The sequence below is a fragment of the Olivibacter sp. 47 genome (assembly GCF_030372825.1).
Lineage (GTDB): Bacteria > Bacteroidota > Bacteroidia > Sphingobacteriales > Sphingobacteriaceae > Olivibacter > Olivibacter oleidegradans.
In genome coordinates, this window is sequence record NZ_JAUCNR010000001.1 from 4,102,788 (window position 1) to 4,125,361 (window position 22,574).

Genomic DNA, 22,574 nt, shown 5'->3' on the forward strand with positions numbered 1-22,574 from the left:
GGTTAAATTGTCGAGTTAAGCTTTTATAAAAGCCTTACTATGGCGGTTACTATTCAACATCTATACTACTTGACTATTTACTAATTAGTAGTCGTCCTCATAATTCTCGTTGTCCGAAAATTCGCCGGAAAAATCATCTTTTTCTTCGGAGCCGTCTTGGGTTTCTTCGTCGTCCATCAGATCTAGATCCATATCCTCGGCTTCATCAATTCCGTATTCGGTTTCGTTGAGGAAGTCGTAATCTTCTTTGTCCTCTTTTTTCAAAGCCGAAGCTTCAGTAGGAATAACAGCGGCACCAAATGGTTTCGGAGCTAGGCCAACAGTTTTTACCGTGAGTGGATACGTTTTTCCGTTCTCTTCCTTTAATATTTTAATCAATTGAACGTGGAAATCAAAGGGCCTGTCAAAGTTGTAAGTATAGTAAAACTTTTGATGCGGATCGTCAATAAATTTATTCAATTTGGAATTTTCCATTAGCGCTATTCCGCGCTCTTCCTTGCGTTTACTTGGCAAGTAGGCAATCTCTTCACCTTTCATCCACTGATCGTTACTAATGTAAAAAGAAGAGGAGACTTCCGGGTTATATCCCGTGGATTGATGAATTGCATGATGCAAATCTAAAAAGGTATGCGTTGAGAGCACATCAATTTCGCGGATAATATCGTCGTAATCTTCAAAAGTAACTCGAAACCTATAAATAGCCATGACAGAAAATCCTGTTTTTGTTTTAAAATGCTAATATCACTAAAAAAGTAAAAATTCAAAAGTAAAAAGTAAAAACCCCGAAGGGCTCATTGATGCCTTAAAAAAACAAACAAAACCTCAATAATTAAAAAACTTGCCTCTCGTAGGGAGAGTGAAAAAGTGAAAACCTTGCTGATGGCTCCAGGAGAAAAGGCCATTTTTTGGAGCACGAAGGAGTCGCAGTCCCATATTATGACGACTGTATGATAAGGCCGAGTTCCTTTCCTTTCTTTTCCATATAGGCAAGCGCCTCTTCCCGGTTATTTTTTATGTCGCCTTCCAAGATTGCTTCGCGAATTGCCTTTTTTATAATACCTACTTCCGGCCCCGGACGAAGGTTGAACGATCTCATAATATCCTCGCCACTCACCGGTGGTTGCCAGTTTCGTATCTGATCACGTTCCTCCACATCTTTAATACGTTGTTTTACCAGCTCAAAATTGTCTCGATACTTTTTGCGTTTGTATTCATTTTTGGTTGTTACATCCGCATGGCAGAGCTTCATTAAACTGTCAATGTCGTCCCCTGCTTCAAAAAGTAAACGTCTTACCGCAGAATCCGTTACGACATCTTTTGCCAGTACAATGGGACGAAGGTGGAGTAGCACTAATTTTTGCACAAACTTCATTCTGTCATTAAGAGGAAGCTTCAGATCAGCAAATATTTTCGGAACCATTCGAGCCCCTCGATCTTCATGGCCATGGAATGTCCATCCCTGTTTTTTGTCGAAACGCTTAGTGGCGGGTTTTGCAATATCATGCAGAATCGCGGCCCATCGCAACCATAAGTCGTCCGTCACTTCGGCGATGTTATCCAAGACCTCCAATGTATGATAAAAATTATCTTTATGTCCTTTGCCGTCAATAATTTCAACGCCATAAAGCTGGGTCATAAGGGGGAAAATGAGTTCCAGCAGACCGGTGTCGAAAAGATAATTAAAGCCAATACTCGGTTTTTTTGAGCAGATGATTTTATTGAGCTCATCGGTAATACGCTCCTTCGATATGATCTTGATACGCTCGCGCTGCGATTTAATCGCATTAAAGGTTGGAGAACTGATTTTAAATTGTAGCTGACTGGCAAAACGTATAGCCCGCATCATCCGTAGCGGATCGTCAGAAAAAGTAGCCTCCGGTTCCAAAGGTGTGCGAATGGTTCTGATCTGAATATCCTTCACGCCGTTAAAAGGATCTAACAATTCGCCAAAATTTTGTTTGTTCAGGCTTAAGGCCATTGCATTAACCGTAAAGTCGCGCCTCTTTTGGTCGTCTTCCAAGGATCCATTTTCCACAATCGGTTTGCGTGAGTCTCTACGATAAGATTCTTTCCTTGCACCCACAAATTCAATATCGATCTGATCATAGCGCAACATGGCTGTTCCAAAATTTTTAAAAACGGACACTTTGGTATTTAGGTGCTTGCCCACCTTTTCGGCAAATTCGATACCACTTCCAATAACCAGGATGTCAATGTCATTTTTGAAGGGTCTTTTCATCAATCGATCGCGCACGTATCCGCCAATTACATAAATTTCTGTATTGTATTGGTTGGCCAAATTGCTCAGCGTTTCAAAAACGGGAAGTTGCAAGTACTCTTTCATCAGTGGGGCAAAAATACGAAAAATTAGCTATTAGCCTTTAGGTTTAGTCATTAGGTATTAGCTTTTAGCCTGTCAGCTTACAGCTAAAAGCTAGTTGCTAACGTCTTATAAAGCTAAATGCACCGCTAGCATCCAACTTCATAATCGTTGACGCTTGCTTCGGGGTTAGGTCATCCTGTTCAAACTCAACAATATAATCGACGCCATTCTTTATTTCATCACTTATTTCTAGGAAATTTTTAGGGGATGGTTCGCCACTGATGTTCGCAGAGGTAGAAACAATGGGCTTCCGGAAACGTTGGATCAGTTGTTCGCAAAAGCGATGTTTCGCAATTCGGATTCCAATACTGCCATCTTCAGCCACCAAGTTTGGGGCAAGATTTTTCGCGCCATCATAGATAATGGTTAAGGGTTTTTCAGTGTATTCAATTAATTGATAAGCCACGTCAGGGATTTCCTGAACATAGCTGGCTAGTTTATGCTCATTATCAAGTAAAATGATCAAGCTTTTATCTTTCGAGCGTCCCTTTAGCTGATAAACCTTATCCACCGCCTCCGGGTTGGTGGCATCGCAGCCAATGCCCCAAATGGTATCGGTAGGGTAGAGGATAACGCCGCCGGATTTTAATACTTGAAGTGCTTGGTTAATATCATTGTTCATCATATACTCTTGTATAAATTGAATAAATCTTCCGCAAGGTTTTTTGGATTAAAACGTTGTACATACTCGTTGCCTTCCTTAATCATCGTCGATCTTAACACGTTATTCGTATTAATATCATTTATGGCAGATCCCATTCCCTCTACATCATCCGGATCAACATATCGGCTATTTGGCCCCCCTGCTTCCTCTAGGCAAGAACCCCTAGCTGCTATAACAGGTATCCCACTATGTAGGGCTTCAATTATAGGTATCCCGAAACCTTCGAAACGCGACGGATAGATAAAAATATGCGCCATTTGATAAATAGCCGGCAAATCGTCAAAGGGTACAGAATGCAATAAAAGAACCCGTTTTTGTAAGTTTCTCTTTGCAATTTCGTGTTGAATAAGCTGTAAATAAGCGGTCTCTTTGCCGATGACGACAAGATGAATATTGGTTGGAATACGGTCTAAAGCTCTGATCGTGAGTAATAGATTCTTTCGCGTTTCGATCGTGCCAACTTGTAATAAATAGGTTGTCGGTAGCTGATATTTCTTTTGCACGGCTCGCTTTTCCTCCTCATCCACTGTTTGGCTAAACTGCGGGTGACAGCTCTGGTACACAACTTCTATTTTTTGCGCTGCAATACCTAGAAATTCCATCAAATCCCGTTTCGTTTGTTCACTAATCGCAACGATCTTGTCCGCCTTTCGGCATGCTTTTTTTATTTTATAGGTATAGATACTCCGATCGATGGGTTTGAAATAATGAGGGTAGCGGATAAAGATCAAATCGTGCACGGTTAAAACCCATTTGGTTTTCCCTTTTTTAGAGCCAAAAGGTAATTCGTGGCTTAATCCATGATAAATGTCCAGATTATATTGATGTGCCAGCGAGTTTAGCGTAAATGTACGCCATAGAGAAGAAAACTTTTTGGCAAGCCCTTTCGAAGGGAGCACTTCCTGAACATGTAAGCCTTCAGCTTTGTATAAAACCGAAGGCTTACTATTAAATAAGAAATAGTGATTTTCAGAATAGAAACGGCACATGCCATCAATTAGAGATCGACTATAGTTGCCTAATCCCGTTTTATTATGAAAAGCCCGCTTCGCGTCATATCCTATTCTCATTTTATCAACAGCAGATTCGTTAGCTATACTGCTACGTTATGATCTCTTAAGGCGTTATTTAAAGAGGTCTTCTTATCCGTTGACTCCTTGCGTTGTCCGATAATAAGCGCACATGGTACTTGATATTCGCCTGCAGGGAATTTCTTTGTATAAGATCCGGGAATTACCACTGAGCGTGCAGGTACCACGCCTTTATACTCTTTCGGAATTTCGCCGGTCACATCAATAATTTTCGTAGATGCGGTCAGCACGACGTTTGCACCCAATACGGCTTCCTCTTCCACACGTACACCTTCTACCACAATGGCTCGTGAGCCCAAGAAACAATTGTCTTCAATAATAACCGGTGCAGCTTGTACCGGCTCTAACACGCCGCCGATACCGACGCCACCACTTAAGTGTACATTTTTCCCAATCTGTGCACAAGATCCTACAGTAGCCCAAGTATCCACCATGGTACCCTCATCTACGTAAGCACCAATGTTAACATAAGAAGGCATCATAATAACTCCTTTTGCTAAAAAGGCGCCATAACGGGCCAAACCGTGCGGTACTACCCGAACACCCGCTTCTTTATAGTTTGTTTTCAACTTCATTTTATCGTGGAAAACAAAAGGGCCCACGTGAATTTCGTTCATTTGACGGATGGGAAAGTATAAAATAACGGCCTTTTTAATCCAATCGTTAATATGCCATCTTCCCGCAACCTTTTCAGCAACACGCAAAGTTCCCTCATCCAAGTGAAGAATAGTGGTCTCAATCGCTTCTCTATATTCTTTAAATTCTATTAGGTGCCTTTCTTCCCAGGCTTCTTCAATTAGTTTTTTTAATTCTGCAGTCATTTCAATAAAAAAGTTTAACAAAGAAAGTAAAATTTATTGATATAGCGATAGGAAGCTTTAGGCGATTGGATGACTACTTACCTCAAGCACAAGCATAACATAAAACTTAAACCTTAAAACGTACAAATCATGCCTGGCTTTTCGCTTTTTAGGTGTTGTTATGTTGGTAAAATAGGTTTAAAGAAGGGCTTTTTGCAGATATCTTTACCTTATGGCACAGGTAAAAACCTTTCTTCACGAATATTTTGAGAATTTCCCTGGCCACAGGGTCAACCGGAATAAAAATCATCTGTTAATTACTAAAAGATCGAAAGCAGGATGAGACAACAATACCTACTTCAACTTTATTTGCCAATTTTAAATGCGTTTATCTGCAATTCTGACCGGATTTTTTAATTTTGAGTGTAGCTAATTAGGGAAGACTACAATACGATCAATATAGATGTAACACCAGGCAATAATGAAAAAAACGAATGCTGTTAGAAGAGCTGTAATGAGAAATCTTACCAAAGATATTGGGAAATCCCATGCTGTAGTAGATAAAAAAAAGGATGTTGTCATAAAAAAGATATTAATTACGAGGCCTAATCACCGGTTAGGAAATCTTTTGATAATTACACCCCTCGTTCAGGAAGTTATCAATGTTTTTCCGGATAGTAAAGTAGACCTTTTTGTGAAAGGCGGAGTGTCACCTTCAATTTTTAAGAACTATAAAAATATTGATAGAATAATTCAGCTTCCTAAAAAACCTTTCAGCGATTTATTCAAATACCTAAAAGGCTGGGCCCTTTTAAGAGCCAGAAAATACGATCTTGTGATCAACTCAACTGCGGGTTCTTCATCAGGTAGACTATCAACACTGTTTGCTCGTTCACGCTATAAGTTTTTTGGTGACTTTAGTGAAGAAATACAAGTTAGATACTCCGATTATAGACACTTGGCTAAAAATTCAATTTATAACCTAAGAGACTATTTATCAAAGTTAGGCTATAACGAAAATTCCGCCACCATTCCGAATCTCGATCTCAAATTAGACCAAACTGAAATTGCTTTGGGGAAAGAAAAATTGGAGAATTTAACGCGCAACCACAGGGATACTATTTGTCTTTTTACCAACGCAACGGGTGAAAAATGTTATCCTGAAGAGTGGTGGGCGAAATTTTATGAGATATTACAGCGAAATTTTCCGAATTATAATATTATTGAGTTGTTACCCGTTGAAAATATATCGAAGCTAAATTTTAAGATTCCTCATTTTTACAGTACGGATATTCGTGAAATAGGAGGCTTCATTGCAAATGTTGCACTCTTCATTGCAGCTGATAGCGGGGTAATGCATTTAGCAAGTGCTTCAGGCATACCTACGATTGGCTTGTTTTCTGTAAGTGATGAAGACGTCTATGCGCCATATAACGGCAAGAGTTTTGCAGTTAATACCAATCATATTGATAATGAAAAAATTATGCAGTTAATCTACAACGCTTTGAACAAAGATTAAACGGTGAAATAAGTGAAATGAAGGTGTTTTTTGCAGAAGATTTTTCTCAGTATAACGAGGAAATTATCCTTACTTTAAAAAAATTTAAAACAAGCGGGACAATCATTGGTAACGGAAATAGAAACGTTGTTAAAATTTTTGAAATTAGCGGGTTACTATTCAACTTTAAATCCTTCAAACAGCATAACATTATCAACCGACATGTTTATAAATTTTACCGAAAGTCTAAGGCAAGAAGGTCTTTTGAATACGCACAGTTACTTTTAGATAAAAATTTTTGCACGCCTAAACCTGTAGCCTATATCGAAAATCATGATTTCATTGGTTTAACTTCAAGTTATTACATAAGTGAACACCTCGAAAATACTTTTACTTTGGCGGACGTTCTTTTTAACAGAGATTTTCCCGGACGAACGGAGATTATTAAGGAATATACTGCATTAATCTATGCTCTACATGAAAACGGTATTCAGTTTATTGATAATACGGCCGGGAATTTTCTGATCAGACAAGAAAATGGCACCTATCGTTTTTATATGGTTGATTTGAATAGAATAAACGTTTATGCTCGTATCAAGATACCTAAAAGACTTAAAAATTTCGGAAAACTCACCCTTGATCTCACCTTTGATAAAGAAATTCTGAGGATTATCAGTGAGGAATATGCATCTTTGTCGGGACTGTCTTCGGAATACTGTTTCAGGGAAATAAGTAGAGCATTAAATAAAATGTTGATTAAACGCAAAGTAAAGAAAGTCCTGAAATTGTACAAATATCTCATCAGGATTTAATGTTTAACGGCTATTCTGAATACCATGGTCACGTCAGGTTAATATAGCAGTCAGTTATTGAAATAAAAAAACCATTTCAGACATTAACCTAAAACTTTATTAAATGAAATCAATGCTTGAAGATTTAAAACAGTTTGACACAGAATTATTCCTAGCAATCAACGGAAAGCACAATGCTTTCTTTGATACGATAATGTATTGGGCAAGTGATAAATTGTTCTGGATTCCGTTTTACGCTGTGATAGTGTTTTTTTTTAGTTAGAATTTATAAGAAATTCACCATTTATATTCTACTCGCAATTACGGTAACTATTACTTTGTGTGATCAGACTGCTTCCGGACTTTTGAAAAATCTGGTGAAACGTTTTCGACCTTCTCACGAACCAACTTTAGCCGGCCTGGTTCATTTAAGCGAAGCGGGTCCAGGTGGTAAATATGGTTTTGTATCATCTCACAGTGCCAATGCATTTGGGCTTGTAACGTTTCTCTTCTTCTTACTGCCTGCAAAATATAATTGGTTGAAGATCATTTTATTGTTCTGGGCTTTGCTGGTTTCTTATAGCAGAATTTACAATGGCGTTCATTATCCGTTTGATATTCTTGGTGGTGCGTTAGTGGGTGTGCTCTCAGGTAGTCTTGTTTGGATTATATTTAGAGCTATTTTTAAAAAAAGCGATTTTAATAAGGATTAGGGGGGATTAGCGTATCAAATTTAAATGCCTTGCTTCTAAACAAGCTTTAACATATAGATGCAGGGTGTTTATATTATAAGAACGTTTATTTTAACTTCTTTCTTTCTTTTCATTAAGTTTTCGTTTTTTAAGGCATTCAAGCTTTCCCTAAGGGGAAGGTCCGCGAAAGAAAAGAAGCGAAGAGACGACCGTAGGGAGTCCATGAACACCTTTGAAAATAATGAAGTAGTGAATAAAATCGCCGCTTCCTGCCTACCGCAGGCAGGCAAAATTTACAGGAATGGTAGTGCCTCCCACTGCATGATGTAAATTTTGGAGGCGGCATTTTAGTAGAACGATGGACTTTTACTTTTAACCAAGCGTACCATATCTTCAGCCCTAAATATAGCCCCGTGAGTTGGTAAAACGGCCTTGGAGGATACCGAGGCAACGAGCCGCAAAGCATTTGCATGTCTGTTCATGTGGCAATATCTAAGCGGATTGAGGAAGTGAAACGGCTCCAATACGCGCCAGCGATGCTTTGCAATCAGTTGCAAGGTAGCCTGCACAGCCTTGGGTTTTGTTCAACTTTTTGCCAAGAAAAAGTTGATTAAGAAAACGTTCTTTTTAAAAGTAACAAGAAAAAGCTCCATTTTGAGCTTTCCCCTTAAAAGGGTACATTTGTAAATTATGGCCAAAGAGTTAGAGAAGCTCCGCATTGATAAATATTTATGGGCGATCCGCATTTTTAAAACACGAAGTTTAGCAACAGAGGCCTGTAAAGCTGGTCGGGTGAAGTTAAACGGTCAAAATATTAAGCCTTCCTATGTCGTAAAAGTGGGTGAAACCTATCACATTCAAAAAGGTATTGAAAAAAAGGTAGTCAAAGTGCTTGATTTGTTAGATAAGCGTGTGGATGCAAAAACGGCGGTTACTTTTTATGAAGATTTAACGCCTGTAGAAGAAACATATGGTTATAAATCGATGTTCCACGCGCCGGTTTTAAAACGCGATCGGGGGACTGGTCGCCCTACTAAGAAAGATAGGAGAGAGATTGACGACTTGAAAGACGAATGGTTTGCTGAGGAAGACTAAACTTTTCGAACAAAATGTGGAGATATAGAATGTATCGTGGCAGGATTTTTGTATAGTAATATGGATTTTCAGAAGGTAAATGTTTTGCTTATTAATAGTTGAGTCACCTGCTCAATTAGCAAAAATAAGCGTGTTGAACGCAGTATTTATCGTTTATAAAAAAGCTTTTGATAGCAGTGTAGCAAATTGGCCGCATTTTCGTTTAGTACTTTAGCAAGAGCATTATACGTTAGATTATGGAGAAAAAAAAACCGACATCATCCCTAATAATATCAACATACAATTGGCCGGAGGCTTTAAGTTTGTCGCTTAAAAGCGTATTGACACAAAAGGTTTTACCGAATGAAGTCATTATCGCGGATGATGGCTCTACAGAAGAAACTAAATGCATTATCGACTCATTCAAAAGTATCTTCCCAGTTCCATTGAAACATGTCTGGCATGAGGATAAGGGGTTTAGATTAGCAGAAATTCGTAATAAAGCTATTTTGGCCGCGAGTGGAGATTATATTATACAGACGGATGGAGACATTGTTATGCACCCAAGTTTCGTAGCTGATCATCTAAGATTTGCAAAACGGAATACCTTGGTTCGAGCAAGTAGAATTTATATAAATAAAGGTAAATCGAATTCGATGTTAAGAAATGGAAGTTCCGCAATTAATGCTTTCAGTAGAGGGATAACTAATTTCTTTAGCGCCGTGAGAATCCCGTTTCTATGGCGTCTTTTCGAATATCGTTATAAAAACAAAGGTGATGAGATTTACGAAATTCACGGTTGCAATATGGCCTTTTGGAAGAGCGATGCGTTAGCCGTTAATGGATATAATGAATCATTTTGTGGTTGGGGTCCCGAAGATAAAGAATTTGTGGCGAGATTGCTTAACAGAGGTGTGAGAAAAAGATTTTTGAAATTAGGTGCCGTTGCTTTCCACATTCACCATAAGGAAAATTCCAAGCAATTTTTAGTTGCTAATGAGAACGCCTTTAAGCAGACAAGAGAAACAAAGCAGATATGGTGCGATACGGGGATTTTTTCTAATAGAATCTTAGACCTAGAGAAATCTTTCGTTTTCGATAATGCTTAAGGACGTTCGCGTTGCACTTGTTATTTCTACTTATAATTGGCCTGAGGCCCTTCACCAGGTGCTTGTGTCTGTCAGAAACCAATATATACTACCTGATGAAGTTCTTATAGCAGATGATGGGTCGGATAGTCGGACGAAAAACCTAATTAGTTCTTTTAAGCAAGAGTTTCCGGTTCCTATCAGACATTTCTGGCATCCAGATGAAGGATTCAGAAAAGCCATAATCATGAATGCAGCTATCGCTTCTTCCTCTTCTGATTATATTGTGCAAATTGATGGTGACATTATAGTACATCCAAATTTTATTAAGGATCATATCGAAGAAGCGGAAAAGGGCTGTTATATTAAAGGAAGCCGTGTGCTACTATCTTCTCTGAAAACAAGTCGAATTTTAGCTAGCAAAGAAAAAAGAGTAACTATAAAGCCATACTCGTGTGGTATAACCAATAGATTAAATGCTTGTCGACTACCCTCGTTATCTAAGCTTTTTATCAAAAAACACAAGCGATCTCACGATCTTAGAGGCTGTAACTGCGCCTATTGGAAAAAAGATTTTGTTGCTATAAACGGCTATAACAACGAGCTACAAGGCTGGGGTCATGAAGACATTGAGTTAGCTGCTAGGTTTATTAACTTGGGGTTATTGCAGAAAACCGTTAAGTTAAAAGCGATTTGTTATCATCTTGATCATCCCTATAACCCTCGATTAAGCGAACAGGCAAATTATCTAAAATACAAGGAAGTGGTAAAGGAAGGAAATATTAGATGCAAAGATGGACTTGAGGGAGCTGTATTAAATTTAGAGGTATAGAATTCTTTTTACTATCATAATGAAATAGCTGCAATAATGATGATAGCTATCAAAAGTAACTTAATAATTTTCCAACGATTTAACCTAAACCATGATGGTGAGGCCTTTTTAAAGCTCATGTCTATCCTTCTAGAAAATCCGTTAAGATGCCCCATACGTAGATTGCCCCACAATTGACCAATTTCGTAAATGTTTTTAATTGCCATTAGGCGCCAAGCTATATCAAAATTAATTGTTTTCGTGTCCTTTATTGTCCTGATGAAATTAGTGATAAACTCACTTAACACTATGGCTAGCATAAAGATTAGGATTATTTTTAAAAAGCCACAGATTGACGCTGGAATTGCCAGCAAAAGTAATAAGAGTAACGTCTCTGAAGAATTGGTGAAATCAATGTAGGTATAAGGTCTTATAGCAGGAAGATTTGCTATTTCTGCAGCGCCTATGCCATATCGAATCATTCGTCCAGTTTGCATTTTTCCGCTATTCCACCAAGGGTGGACAACAATGGCATCTGGAACCGAAATGTACTCATCGTTATTTACCAAGCTATTTCGGACAAGAAATTCGATATCTTCCCCTCCCTTTTTTAGGTTCTTATCAAACATAGGTGAAGTAAGTTTTTCCCTATTGAGCATTATGTTAGCTGTCGGAGCCCATTTCATTCTTGTCTTTTGTCTGGCGATATTGAAGTGGGCTGTGGATCCGTTTATCGTTAATGCCTTAGTCGCACTATTGAAAGGAGGAGGGAAGTCTGTTACACCAATAAACCCAATTGCGTTCGCATTTTTCTCGATTACATTTGTGTACGCATATAATAATTTTTCGTCAGGAACAATATCATCATCTAAGAGTAGTATCCATTTACTGTTTCCAGCTTGAATTCCTTTGTTTCTTGTTGCGGAAAAGCCTAAGTTTACATCGTTTATTATTAAATGGATTCGTCCTTGTTTTGATAACTCATTTATTTTTGATGGTATTGTAGCGTTTGGATTGTCAGCGACGATATAGATATGTATGTCATATTTTTCAGGTTTTTTAAGATCGATGATTGGTATTAAAATGTGTTCGTCCAATCTAAACGAAGGTATAACTACGTCGATCGCATGGGAGTTGTTCATATGGACAAATATACAAGTCTTATAATGGTTTTGTCGGTCTTTAAATCCACATTGTTGTGATATATTAACATTTTTTCTCTCAAAGTGACAAATTAAGAATGGTGAAAAAATTAGATCTAGGGGAAGTGATTATGTCAGGATATTATCGCCTAAGCATCGTAATAGTAACCTATAATGCAGAAAAACACATTACCAAATGTTTGCAAAGTATTGTAGATTATGGTGGAAGCAATTTACAGCTAATCTTAGTTGACGGGGGCAGTACCGACGAAACAATGGCTAGAGTGGGGGCTTTTGAAAATCATATAGATATAATGATCAGCGAACCTGATCAGGGAATTTATGATGCAATGAACAAAGCTCTAACCCTTCTAAAGGGAACCTGGGTGCTGTTTTTAGGAGCGGATGATAGACTCCTTCCTACGTTTCCTTCATTTGTGGAGAGTTTTGCAGATAAACGAAGTATATATTATGGAAATTGCATAAGCGATTTCGAGGTTTTAGGGGGAGTGTTTACAAAATATAAATTAGCTAAACGAAACCCTTGCCATCAAGCCATCGCTTACCCGTGTATTGTTTTTCACAAATACAAATACGATTTGAAATATAAGGTTTTTGCAGATTATTTGTTAAATATGCAATGTTGGGGCGACGGAACGTTTAAAAAAAGATATTTACCAATTGAGGTGTCCTATTATAATATGGATGGTTATTCTTCTTATACTCATGACGAGGATTTTAGAAGGGATAAGCCAAGGCTGGTAAAACAATATTTAGGTGTTTTAGTTTACCTGAGATATTGTTTAAAAAAATTGAGAGAGAGAAATAAAATTGACTCTAAGTTTTTCTGATAATATACCCCTTTTTGTTAATAGATTGAACTATATGGTGTGCGAGATTAAAATATAGGTAGATGAAGATACTTTTTGATCATCAGATTTTTTCACTTCAGAATTATGGCGGGATTTCCCGTTATTTTTCAGCACTTTCACAGGGTCTGAAATCTAACGAAGGGATTTCTAGTCATATAAAGTTACTTTACAGTAGGAATCACTACTTAGAGGCGAAGAATTCTGTGCTTAGTAAAACAATGGGTGAGTTGTTTTTAAAGAAGCAAAAGAAGATATATAAATGGAATGAGAAATATTCAAAATATTTGATAGGTAAAAATGATTTTGATGTTTTTCATCCTACTTACTATAATCCGTATTTCCTTGATAGTTTAAAAAGACCCTATGTTATTACGGTTCACGATATGATTCACGAATTGTTTCCTGAGTTTTTCCGCCCCAAATGATGAAACCGTGCTTGTGAAAAAAAAAAGCTATAAATAAGGCTAACCACATTATCGCCATCTCGGAATCAACTAAGAGAGATCTTCAACTGCTATTGAATATTCCAGAAGACAAGATCACTGTAATTCATCATAGTTTATTTGATAAGTTGGTCATTCATTCTGAACCCCAAGAACAGGGGAAAAGCAAGCATTCGGTTCCATATGTGCTATATGTGGGTTCTCGGGATGGTTATAAAAACTTTTATAAGTTTATTACTGCCACCGCTAATATTTTAAAAGGATATGATATTGCCTTACTTTGTGTTGGTGGCGGGAGTTTCGGTATAGCTGAAGTAGAACTGATTAATCGTCTTAATCTTGCTCAATACGTAAAGCAGGTGGATGCTCATGAAGAGGAGTTGAAGTTATATTATGCCAATGCTGTATGTTTTGTATACCCTTCGTTATATGAGGGATTTGGTTTGCCGATTCTGGAAGCTTTTAATAATAAATGTCCAGTAGTTTGTAGTAACACAAGTTGTTTTCCTGAAACCGCGGGAGATAGTGCTGTTTATTTTAATCCAAAGGATATAGATGATATTGCAGCGGCCGTGAATTTAGTTCTTACAGATGAAAAATTAAGATCAAATTTAATAGAGAACGGATTGAAAAGACTGCAAATGTTCTCTTTAACGAACTGTTTGCAAAAAACAATGGATTGTTATAATAAATTAATACAATAGTTTTAAATTTTTGGAAATGAATCGAATACTTTATTTCTTTCCTCACAATTTGATGAATGATAATATGGGGTGTATTAAAAGGGCGTGGATGTTGCTAGAATATTTTAAGGAGCGGCAATTTCAAGTTGATCTCGTATATAGTGATGATTTTTGGGAAGGCCCGGAAGATGAGGTACAATTGAAGGAATTAAAGGATAGAGGATCATTTAGAAATATTATTAAACTCAATAAGAAGCCTACTGTTACCGATATTAGAACCTATTTGAAATTTAAACTACTGAGAGTTTTTCAACGAACGAATAAAATATCGTTGCCAGATTTTACAACCACGTATAATAGATTCCAGTTCGAAATGCTAATAAAGTCTACTGAATATGACTATATTATTATAAACTACGCCTATTGGGCTAATTTTGTTAAGAAAGCGAAAAGATGGAAAGGACCAAGGCTTATTATTGATACACATGATTTTCTAACTTCACAAATTCAACATAATTCTCAAATAGATATAGGGAATACCTTTAAGGAGGAAATTGAGAGGCTCCAACACTTTCATGAAATTTGGGTCGTTTCTGTCGAAGAGCAATATTTATTTAGCCAATTTTGTGGAAATAAAGTGAGGCTTATACCGATTAGTTTTCCAGATAACTGTCAATATAACAATAGAAGTATAATATATGACCTAATTTATGTGGCTAGTGATAATAACCACAATATAGAATCGGCGAAGTGGTTTTTTGAAAAAGTATTTCCGTTATTGTCCCAAGGAATAAAAATTTGTGTAATTGGAAAAATAGTAGACCATATTCCTATCGATTGTAACATTCATAAAGTGAGGTTTGCAGGTGAGTTAGACAGTTTTTATAAAGAGTCGCGTTTAGCAATTTGTCCAATGCTTAGTGGTACGGGGGTCAAAGTTAAGGTATTGGAAGCCCTTTCCTTCGGACTGCCAGTCGTGGCTACACCGAGAGGTACGGATGGTCTTTTAAATAAAGTAGGTAACGGTTGTATGGTAGCAGAAACGCCTCGGGAATTTGCAGAAAGTATTAAGTCGCTTATTGAAAATCGAGATATGTATGTTGAAACTCGTGAAAAGGCGATTAATTTTTTTCGAGCAAACTACGCTAATCAGGCCTTTTTCGAACTGATGGATCATCAATTAATGAAAGTTTCTTAAGCAGATTTTATGTTTAACATCGATAGAAAAAAACATACGGCGGAGATTATTATTCCTTTATATAAGGAAGTTCCTTCGAATGATGACCTGTTATCTATTCGACAATGCTTCAATGTACTTTCTAATTACCCCATTGTTGTAGTAAAACCCGCAGGACTCCAATTAGATTATTATCCTTTTCATTTCGATCGCGTAGAAAATTTTGAGGCAAAATATTTTCAAGGGATAGCTGGTTACAATTCCCTCATGCTTTCCGAAGATTTTTACGTTAAGTTCTTACAGAGCTCGTATATTTTAATTTACCAAACAGATGCTTTTGTGTTTAGTGATCAACTTGACTATTGGTGCAAGCAAAACTATGACTATATTGGAGCGCCTTGGCTTTATAGAGACTATGTCGATAAAGCCAAGTTTATCAAAGAATCTATAAGAGGCTGGGCGCACAGGAGATTTAACATTAAAGACGCCGTAAGCGGACTGCCTGCAGAACTTCAATTCCACAACGTAGTGGGGAACGGAGGATTCTCTTTAAGAAAGGTCGAATTGTTCCATAGAATCTGCAAAAAATACAAATTTCTGATTGACTACTATCTTCAACATCCGGAGAAACAGTTTAATGAAGACGTGTTCTGGTCGATAGAAATAAACCGAAAAAAAAGACATTTAAGAGTTCCTGACTATAAAAAAGCATTAACTTTTTCTATAGAAAGTTATCCAGTACTAGCGTGGTCGTTGGTCAATCAGAAATTGCCTTTTGGATGTCATGGATGGGATAAGTGCCGGGACTTCTGGAAACCTATTTTAAAAATCAAGGATATGATATATAGTCTGATGATCAATTGGTTTTTTATCTAATTCGAGCTCTGTATGGGCTACCTCTTTAACACTGAACCTATTTACATTTTTCTGTTTTGATATAAGATTTTTATGAATAACATTATTAAGGTTGGCTTTTTAGTTTCATATGACTTCAAATATTTGTATCGTTCTATTCCCTTGGTTTACGAAGCAGCAGATGCGGTATATTTAGCAATTGACGAAAATAATAGAACATGGTCAGGAGATGATTTTGTAGTTCCGAAAGAGTTTTTTGAATGGTTAAAAACTTTTGATATCGATAACAAAATTGTCATTTACAAAGATGATTTTTATGATCCCCATTTGTCGCCCATGGAAAACGATACACGTGAGCGAAATATGCTTGGAGAATTTATGGGAGAAGGTGGATGGCATATACAGATAGATGCTGATGAGTATTTTATTAATTTTGCTGGTTTTAAAGAGTTTTTGCTTAAAGAAATTAAGAATTATTTAATCGATCGGACTTTTACCGTTTGTGTATATGTTCAAGTATTAACGATTTATAAAGAACTTGAGGATGGATTTCTTGTAATAGATTCGGACGAGTATTTACCTGTAGCAACAAGGTATCCGAAATATGAACAAGCCAGAAGAACAGGGGAGGATAAGTTATTTGTAAGTTATAAAATGGTTCATCAAAGTTGGGGACGAGAAGAAACAGATTTACTTAAAAAGCTAAAAAGTTGGTCTCACAAAGACGATTTTAACGTAGATAGTTATTTTCGGTTATGGCAGGCATGCGATAAGTACAATTTTGTATATTACAATAATTTCCACCCCTTGATTCCAACTATATGGTCAAAGTTAAAATATTTACCGTCCCACACTATTGATCATTTAGTTTGTGACACTAGCAATGATCAGGAAGGGATACATGTTAAGTATTCTCCTACAGAGAAGGCTTTGGAAAAAGGGAAATCCCGTAAGGTTAAATGGTTAAATAAACTTGGAATACTAAAAAAACTCACCTGAGAGTGCCTCATTTATCAAAAAAAGGATTAGATAAGCCCGACATCTAGTATGTTTTATTAAAATACGTCCATTTCGTTGCATTATATATCCTTTTATAGAAAAAAGCTCGCTTGACGAGCTTGGTGTTGCTTGTGAATCTTTTCCATTTATTCAAACGATTTTGCCACGTTAAATAATCAGTCATAAGTAATAGATTACGGGCCATATCATGAGCATTTAAGGTTGATAAGGCGATTTCCCTAAGTCGTTCTCCGTCTTTGGGATCGTATTTCTCCATTTCCCGTATTAATTCTGTTTCTTTGTACTGCCTATTCAAATACCGACCAGAACAGTTCTTTGTTATATATTTCCAAAATTTTTCGGGACGTAAATAACCGTCTGCTCTATTTCCATTGTATCCTCTATTATCATATATTAGACAAGGTCTTCCACATGCCATGGCATCATAGATGGATCTTCCAATTCCTACGACTAAATCAAAGCGGTTAATTACTTTTTCCACTTCAATAATTGGATTTTTATGCTTATTATAGGAAGAAAAGTCTAAACCCTTAGACGCACAGATCTCCTTTAATGCGATGTTCGCTTTTTCACTTTGACATAATGAAAGTACTCTTTTTAACTTTTGGTTTGGCGAACTTGTTGGCTTCTTAGTTTGTATATCTATCCCATTTAATATCACCTCATTTTGATAACCTAATTCATTTAGATGTAATGATACCTCCTCGGAAATCGCCACATGAAAATCTGCAAGAGGAGAGGGTTGCTCAAGCTCAGGTAACACGCCATGACAGATTTGTATGATTGGAGCTCTCGAAAACAGTTCTCTTACAGTAGTGTTATGATTAGCAAAAATTAGATCGTATTTCTTTTTTGACATAAAAGGAACTTTTAACTCTCCTTCTATTTTGTCAGATATCAATCCCTTATCAAAAGTGAAATATTCTACCTCTATACCCAGTAACTCACTCAGCGCTTTAATTAAATCGTATGTATAAAGTTCAGACCCGCCTACGCCTTCCAAATGATTTGTTGCTACTAAGACTTTTTTTACTTCTTTTCCCATAAACTTTTGTTGGTATTAATAGGAAGTGTACTGCTGTTGCTATATCATGACTTAAGATAAAAACGAAGGAATATGTTCTATGATACAGTTTTAATGTAACTTTTTTGTTGTTTAGTTTGTTGTGGTTATGTATAATCGGATCAAATTATGCGTACTGTTCTAAATTATTTGTCTCTCTTTCTTCAAAAAAAGAGGGCGTTCGCACGATTTAAGAGATTCTAGTTGTGCCCTTTGCATGCTGACTTATAACAGTAAATGGTTATAATAATGATTTGAACGGATTGGACGATGAAGATATATCGCTAGCTGCCAGATTGGTTAAATACAGCGTATTAAAAAAAGTGTAAAGCTTAAAGCTGTTTGCTATTATTTAGATTACAAAATTAATGTAAGAAATAATGAACGAGGCAGTTACGCGGTTTATCTAATCGTTGTTGAGAATGGAATTGATGCTTGGCAAAATGGAATGGTAGTTTGTATCGTTGCAATAAAACGTGGTTATATTTTTAATAATTGCACATGCATTATAAATTTACCAAAACGCCTAAGAGAAAGCAGTTAACTTATATCCCAGGCGTTTTGTATTGAGAGCTTATCTCAAATTAACAACTACATCCCATGAGCCATAACCATTATTTGCATAGTCTATCCTCCAATATCCGTCTGCATCTTTTATGGCGAGGTCTGCTTTCCCATCTCCGTCATAGTCAGCGGGCGCTGGCACTGCATCGATTGAATTGCCATAGTTCGGAAATTTTAGGTCAAAAGAACCAAAACCTGTTGCGGCATAATCTATCCACCAATAACCATTGGTATCTTTGATTGCAAGGTCTGCTTTACCATCACCGTCGTAATCGGCTGGCGCTGGTATAGCATTTGAATATCCATAATTCGGTAACGAAACGTTAAAAGAACCAAATCCGTTTGCGGCATAATCTATCCACCAATATCCGTTTTTATCTTTAATAGCCAAATCTGCTTTGCCGTCACCATCGTAATCCGCTGGGACAGGAATGGCATCTGTCGAATTTCCGTAACCGGCGAATACAGCATCGATTGAACCGTAACCATTATTGGCATAATCTATCCGCCAATAGCCATTATCATCTTTGATTGCTAAGTCTGCTTTGCCGTCACCATCGTAGTCGGCTGGTACAGGTAAAGCTTTGGGAGAGTTTCCATAATTTGGCAAAGCTATATCAATGGAACCAAATCCATTGGCTGTATAGTCTATCCGCCAATAGCCGTTCGAATCCTTAATGGCTAAATCAGTTTTGCCATCCCCATCATAGTCAGCAGGTACTGGTACGGCCTCAATAGAATTGCCATAGTTGGCTAAAACCACATCCCAAACACCGAATCCGTTTTTTGCGTAGTCTATTCTCCAGTATCCGCTCGCGTCTTTGATAGATATATCCATTTTTCCATCTCCATCATAATCTGCTGGTACGGAAATTGAACCTGCGGGATAAGGTGTTTCTATATCGCCTGCGGAAATCGTTCCATACGTCTTACTTGCATAATAATACGAAGACCATTTTGGCGTTGTTCCGCTATAAGTATCCCAATAACGCCATTTGAGCTTCACAACTCCGGCCTTGTTATTTGGTTGCAGCTTTGCTGTTTTAGCAAACTCCTTACTCCAATAAGTACCGGTAGCTTGTGTAAAATCAGAGGTAGTTACAAAAATACTATCAGAAATTGCGGTTTCGAAGCCGTTGGCATCTAAAACATAGATCGCTTGCGCTTTAACTTGTGTGGAACCATCGTATCGTTGGAATTGCATGACGGTATTGAATGGAGTTTCGCCACTGTTGGACTCATACTTGATTTTCCCATCATGAAGATATATGTTTTGAACTCCCCACATCCCAATTTTTATATCTATCACTTGGCTCTTTGCCACATTGATTAAGGTAACAAAGGCTAATAACGTATATAGCAGCTTTTTCATTTTATTTCTTATCTAGGTTTTTGTCACGGTTATAAACATCAAGAACATCTTCATACTTAAGCTCACGATCGTAGTCCCCAGGTAGCTTAAACGCTTGGGTTTCTTTATTAAACACAATGGAAGAAACGTCCAAATGCATTTTTTCTGCTAGAAACTGCCGTAGGGTCTCAATTTGGGCTTTTTCTTTTGTCTCTTGTTGAACTGCATTATCCTTGTTACAGGCTGCGAAGGATAGGCTGAGCAGTACCATGGGCACTACTAATGATTTTTTGAAATACTTCATAAACATAAATATAAGTTTAGGAGGCAAGGCCTCGTTGAACGGCCGCAAAGCAAGTGATTAAAATCGGCTAAATCAAAAAAATTACACAGAATGCCATTTTATGAGGACGAAATTTGGTTTTGATTATATGAAATTAATTTTATGCTTGGTAGAGATAAACTCAAATTTGTTTTTATAAATTTGTTGCTCTCAAATTGCTGATTAGCTTCATGCGATTACCGGTGTTCTTGCTCAATATCCACCAACTCAAGAATCTATTCTTTCAGCACTCGCCCTTCTTCTTTGATAGTTAAGTTCCTTACCCTTATTTGGAGATCGATAATCGAAACAGATAAATAACCATTAATCCAGAGAACCTACCATAAAGACGATTGTCTTTATCATGGATCATATTGACTTTGTAACAAGGACTTTTGTATTCAACTTGCTCCCGGTCGTCTTTATCGTATTTCCGTATGGCTTTGTGCCAATTCCGATCGGGATGGTATTAAAGACGCGCGGAATTAAAGCAAACCGATATGACTTTGTTTCTAAGTCATACGGGTTTATAATAATGTCGGTCGACATTGTGTTGATGTCCGTTGCATTTATTATAAAATCAGACGGGTTTATAGTAAAGCCGTTTGTCTTTACTATAAAGACAGGTGGAATTGAGTTACTCCTGGTTGGAGTCAAGTTAATTCCGTATATCTTTAATATAAAGTTGTTTGGAATTGTGTTAAAGTTGATCACCTTTATAGTAAAGACAACTTACTTTGTTTTAAATGCAGTTGGATTTACTACCATGCTGTTCATGTTTGTTTCAATGTCAGTTGGAATTGGTTTAAAGTTGCTTGTATTTGCTGTGATGCTGTTGAAATAATACTAAAGTACGATGAAGATATTTATATTTTGCTCAGCGAAATAGCAAACGATTTTGGCAGACACGGTGCCGGATTTATTGCTATTTCTGCCAATTAAAAAGTTCAACCTACCTGGCTAGCAACTTTAACATATTTTAACAGCTGTAGCAGCCGTCTATAAACTGATGCACATCCTTACTATATTCGAGTCCGATAGTAGTCCGATAGGTATTGCTTAAAAAGCCGTGTTTTGGGCTTTTTTACGTACTGTATAGGGATATCACTGGGATATAGGGGGAATAGGACACGGATAGAGCACGGCTCAAGGTCGGATCAAGGACGCCTTTATGTAACGATTTAGCCTAAAGCCTATAGCTTATAGCCTACTGCCTTCTACTTTTGGCACGATATTTACATATAAGACATTGCTTATTGATAAATGAAAACAATTATGTACAAGAAAGTGTTTAGTTTGCCCCTTGCAGTTCTAGCCATAGCGCTACTTGCAAGTGCTTGTGTGGGCAACAAAAAGTATACAGCTTTGCAAAGCGATTATACCGAGTTGCAAACGAAGTATAAGGACTTGGATTTAAAGTTCCTGAATAGTCAGCATGAATTGACGAATGCCAAATCTCGCGTAACGGATCTAGAAGAACAGATCGCGCAGTACAAGTCGAATGTAAATTCGCTACAGGCGGCTTTGGATAAATGTTTAACCAACAGCGGCCAGGGCAATGCCAACATCGCCAAGTTAGTGGATGAAATTAATGCTTCTAACAAATACATCCAGCATTTGGTGAATACCAAGGCTAAAAGCGACTCGCTTAATATGGTGTTGACCAATAATCTGACGCGCTCCTTGAGCCGTGAAGAGATGCAGGATGTGGATGTTCAAGTGTTAAAAGGTGTGGTTTATATCTCGCTTTCGGATAACATGCTCTATAAATCGGGTAGTTATGAAATTTCTCCGGCTGCCGGCGAAACATTAGGTAAAATTGCTAAGATTATCATGGATTACAAGGAGTATGAAGTGTTAATTGAAGGTAATACGGACAATGTACCAATTTCGCAGAAGAACATCCGGAACAACTGGGATTTAAGTGCGCTGCGTGCTTCATCGGTGGTACAGGCCTTGCAAAACGACTACGGGGTAGATCCTAAGCGACTTACTGCTGGTGGACGTGGAGAATATAACCCAATTGCAAGCAATGATACGGAGGCTGGAAGAACGCGCAACAGACGTACCCAGATCATCATTACACCTAAGTTGGATCAATTTATGGAGCTGATTGATAAGGCGCCTGAAAGCTCGCAAGATGGCGATACAACAGTTACCGAGCAAGATACTACTACTTATTAAGCAAAA

At 37.4% G+C, this 22,574-nt stretch carries 22 protein-coding genes; 13 read left to right on the top strand and 9 right to left on the bottom strand.

Translation table 11 applies throughout. The annotated features are described in order from the left end of the window. Nucleotides 1-84 precede the first annotated feature (84 nt). From QT327_RS17970 to QT327_RS17990, 5 genes are all read right to left on the bottom strand, one after another. Complete coding sequence (locus QT327_RS17970) at nt 85-705, bottom strand: IS1096 element passenger TnpR family protein (protein ID WP_013665699.1); 621 nt, start codon at nt 703-705, stop codon at nt 85-87. A gap of 229 nt (nt 706-934) precedes the next feature. Beyond that, nucleotides 935-2,344, bottom strand: a complete 1,410-nt coding sequence (locus QT327_RS17975) for a CCA tRNA nucleotidyltransferase (RefSeq protein WP_130856909.1) — start codon at nt 2,342-2,344, stop codon at nt 935-937. A gap of 97 nt (nt 2,345-2,441) precedes the next feature. After that, on the bottom strand, nt 2,442-3,008 hold the full coding sequence (locus QT327_RS17980) for an L-threonylcarbamoyladenylate synthase (RefSeq protein WP_013665701.1): 567 nt from the start codon (nt 3,006-3,008) through the stop codon (nt 2,442-2,444). Beyond that, a complete protein-coding gene (locus QT327_RS17985; protein ID WP_013665702.1) occupies nt 3,005-4,117 on the bottom strand; it encodes a glycosyltransferase family 4 protein in 1,113 nt (370 codons plus the stop codon). Before QT327_RS17985 ends, QT327_RS17980 begins: the two co-directional genes overlap by 4 nt. A 23-nt stretch (nt 4,118-4,140) precedes the next feature. Beyond that, entirely contained in the window at nt 4,141-4,959 is an 819-nt protein-coding gene (locus QT327_RS17990; RefSeq protein ID WP_013665703.1) for a 2,3,4,5-tetrahydropyridine-2,6-dicarboxylate N-succinyltransferase, read from the bottom strand. 460 nt (nt 4,960-5,419) lie between these two features. Here QT327_RS17990 and QT327_RS17995 point away from each other — a divergent pair, with 460 nt between their 5' ends. From QT327_RS17995 to QT327_RS18020, 6 genes are all read left to right on the top strand, one after another. After that, nucleotides 5,420-6,457, top strand: coding sequence for a glycosyltransferase family 9 protein (locus tag QT327_RS17995; RefSeq protein ID WP_289553612.1), 1,038 nt, complete (start codon nt 5,420-5,422; stop codon nt 6,455-6,457). A 17-nt stretch (nt 6,458-6,474) separates the two neighbouring features. Next, nucleotides 6,475-7,248: a lipopolysaccharide kinase InaA family protein gene (locus QT327_RS18000; protein WP_130856913.1), complete on the top strand. Its 774-nt coding sequence runs from the start codon at nt 6,475-6,477 to the stop codon at nt 7,246-7,248. 344 nt (nt 7,249-7,592) lie between these two features. After that, nucleotides 7,593-7,940 (top strand): phosphatase PAP2 family protein, encoded by a 348-nt coding sequence (locus QT327_RS18005; protein WP_289553613.1) that lies wholly within the window; start codon nt 7,593-7,595, stop codon nt 7,938-7,940. A 669-nt stretch (nt 7,941-8,609) separates the two neighbouring features. Further along, nucleotides 8,610-9,014 carry an RNA-binding S4 domain-containing protein gene (locus QT327_RS18010; protein ID WP_013665707.1) on the top strand — a complete coding sequence of 135 codons (405 nt, stop codon included), beginning with the start codon at nt 8,610-8,612 and terminating at the stop codon, nt 9,012-9,014. Nucleotides 9,015-9,250: 236 nt separating this feature from the next. After that, on the top strand, nt 9,251-10,102 hold the full coding sequence (locus tag QT327_RS18015; protein ID WP_130856915.1) for a glycosyltransferase family 2 protein: 852 nt from the start codon (nt 9,251-9,253) through the stop codon (nt 10,100-10,102). After that, complete coding sequence (locus QT327_RS18020; RefSeq protein WP_130856917.1) at nt 10,095-10,913, top strand: glycosyltransferase family 2 protein; 819 nt, start codon at nt 10,095-10,097, stop codon at nt 10,911-10,913. Before QT327_RS18015 ends, QT327_RS18020 begins: the two co-directional genes overlap by 8 nt. A gap of 14 nt (nt 10,914-10,927) precedes the next feature. Here the strand turns inward: QT327_RS18020 and QT327_RS18025 are convergent, their stop codons facing one another. After that, nucleotides 10,928-12,034 (bottom strand): glycosyltransferase family 2 protein, encoded by a 1,107-nt coding sequence (locus tag QT327_RS18025; RefSeq protein WP_130856919.1) that lies wholly within the window; start codon nt 12,032-12,034, stop codon nt 10,928-10,930. A gap of 98 nt (nt 12,035-12,132) precedes the next feature. Between QT327_RS18025 and QT327_RS18030 the strand changes: the two genes are divergently transcribed. From QT327_RS18030 to QT327_RS18055, 6 genes are all read left to right on the top strand, one after another. Then, entirely contained in the window at nt 12,133-12,885 is a 753-nt protein-coding gene (locus QT327_RS18030; protein ID WP_130856920.1) for a glycosyltransferase family 2 protein, read from the top strand. A gap of 62 nt (nt 12,886-12,947) precedes the next feature. Next, entirely contained in the window at nt 12,948-13,331 is a 384-nt protein-coding gene (locus QT327_RS18035; protein ID WP_289553614.1) for a glycosyltransferase family protein, read from the top strand. 47 nt (nt 13,332-13,378) lie between these two features. Further along, nucleotides 13,379-14,053 carry a glycosyltransferase family 4 protein gene (locus QT327_RS18040; protein ID WP_502910551.1) on the top strand — a complete coding sequence of 225 codons (675 nt, stop codon included), beginning with the start codon at nt 13,379-13,381 and terminating at the stop codon, nt 14,051-14,053. A 16-nt stretch (nt 14,054-14,069) separates the two neighbouring features. Beyond that, nucleotides 14,070-15,230 (top strand): glycosyltransferase, encoded by a 1,161-nt coding sequence (locus QT327_RS18045; RefSeq protein ID WP_130856924.1) that lies wholly within the window; start codon nt 14,070-14,072, stop codon nt 15,228-15,230. A gap of 9 nt (nt 15,231-15,239) precedes the next feature. Beyond that, nucleotides 15,240-16,085, top strand: a complete 846-nt coding sequence (locus QT327_RS18050; protein ID WP_289553617.1) for a DUF5672 family protein — start codon at nt 15,240-15,242, stop codon at nt 16,083-16,085. Between the two features lie 72 nt (nt 16,086-16,157). Beyond that, nucleotides 16,158-17,063, top strand: coding sequence for a hypothetical protein (locus tag QT327_RS18055; protein ID WP_130856928.1), 906 nt, complete (start codon nt 16,158-16,160; stop codon nt 17,061-17,063). Between the two features lie 43 nt (nt 17,064-17,106). Here the strand turns inward: QT327_RS18055 and QT327_RS18060 are convergent, their stop codons facing one another. From QT327_RS18060 to QT327_RS18070, 3 genes are all read right to left on the bottom strand, one after another. Beyond that, nucleotides 17,107-18,129: a glycosyltransferase family protein gene (locus QT327_RS18060; protein ID WP_130856930.1), complete on the bottom strand. Its 1,023-nt coding sequence runs from the start codon at nt 18,127-18,129 to the stop codon at nt 17,107-17,109. Between the two features lie 592 nt (nt 18,130-18,721). Beyond that, nucleotides 18,722-20,083 (bottom strand): FG-GAP repeat domain-containing protein, encoded by a 1,362-nt coding sequence (locus QT327_RS18065; RefSeq protein ID WP_289553618.1) that lies wholly within the window; start codon nt 20,081-20,083, stop codon nt 18,722-18,724. 1 nt (nt 20,084) lies between these two features. Then, entirely contained in the window at nt 20,085-20,366 is a 282-nt protein-coding gene (locus QT327_RS18070) for a hypothetical protein (protein ID WP_130856934.1), read from the bottom strand. Between the two features lie 1,293 nt (nt 20,367-21,659). On the opposite strand from QT327_RS18070, the gene QT327_RS18075 reads away from it, so the two are divergent. Then, nucleotides 21,660-22,568: an OmpA/MotB family protein gene (locus QT327_RS18075; RefSeq protein WP_013665719.1), complete on the top strand. Its 909-nt coding sequence runs from the start codon at nt 21,660-21,662 to the stop codon at nt 22,566-22,568. The last annotated feature ends 6 nt before the right edge of the window (nt 22,569-22,574 follow it).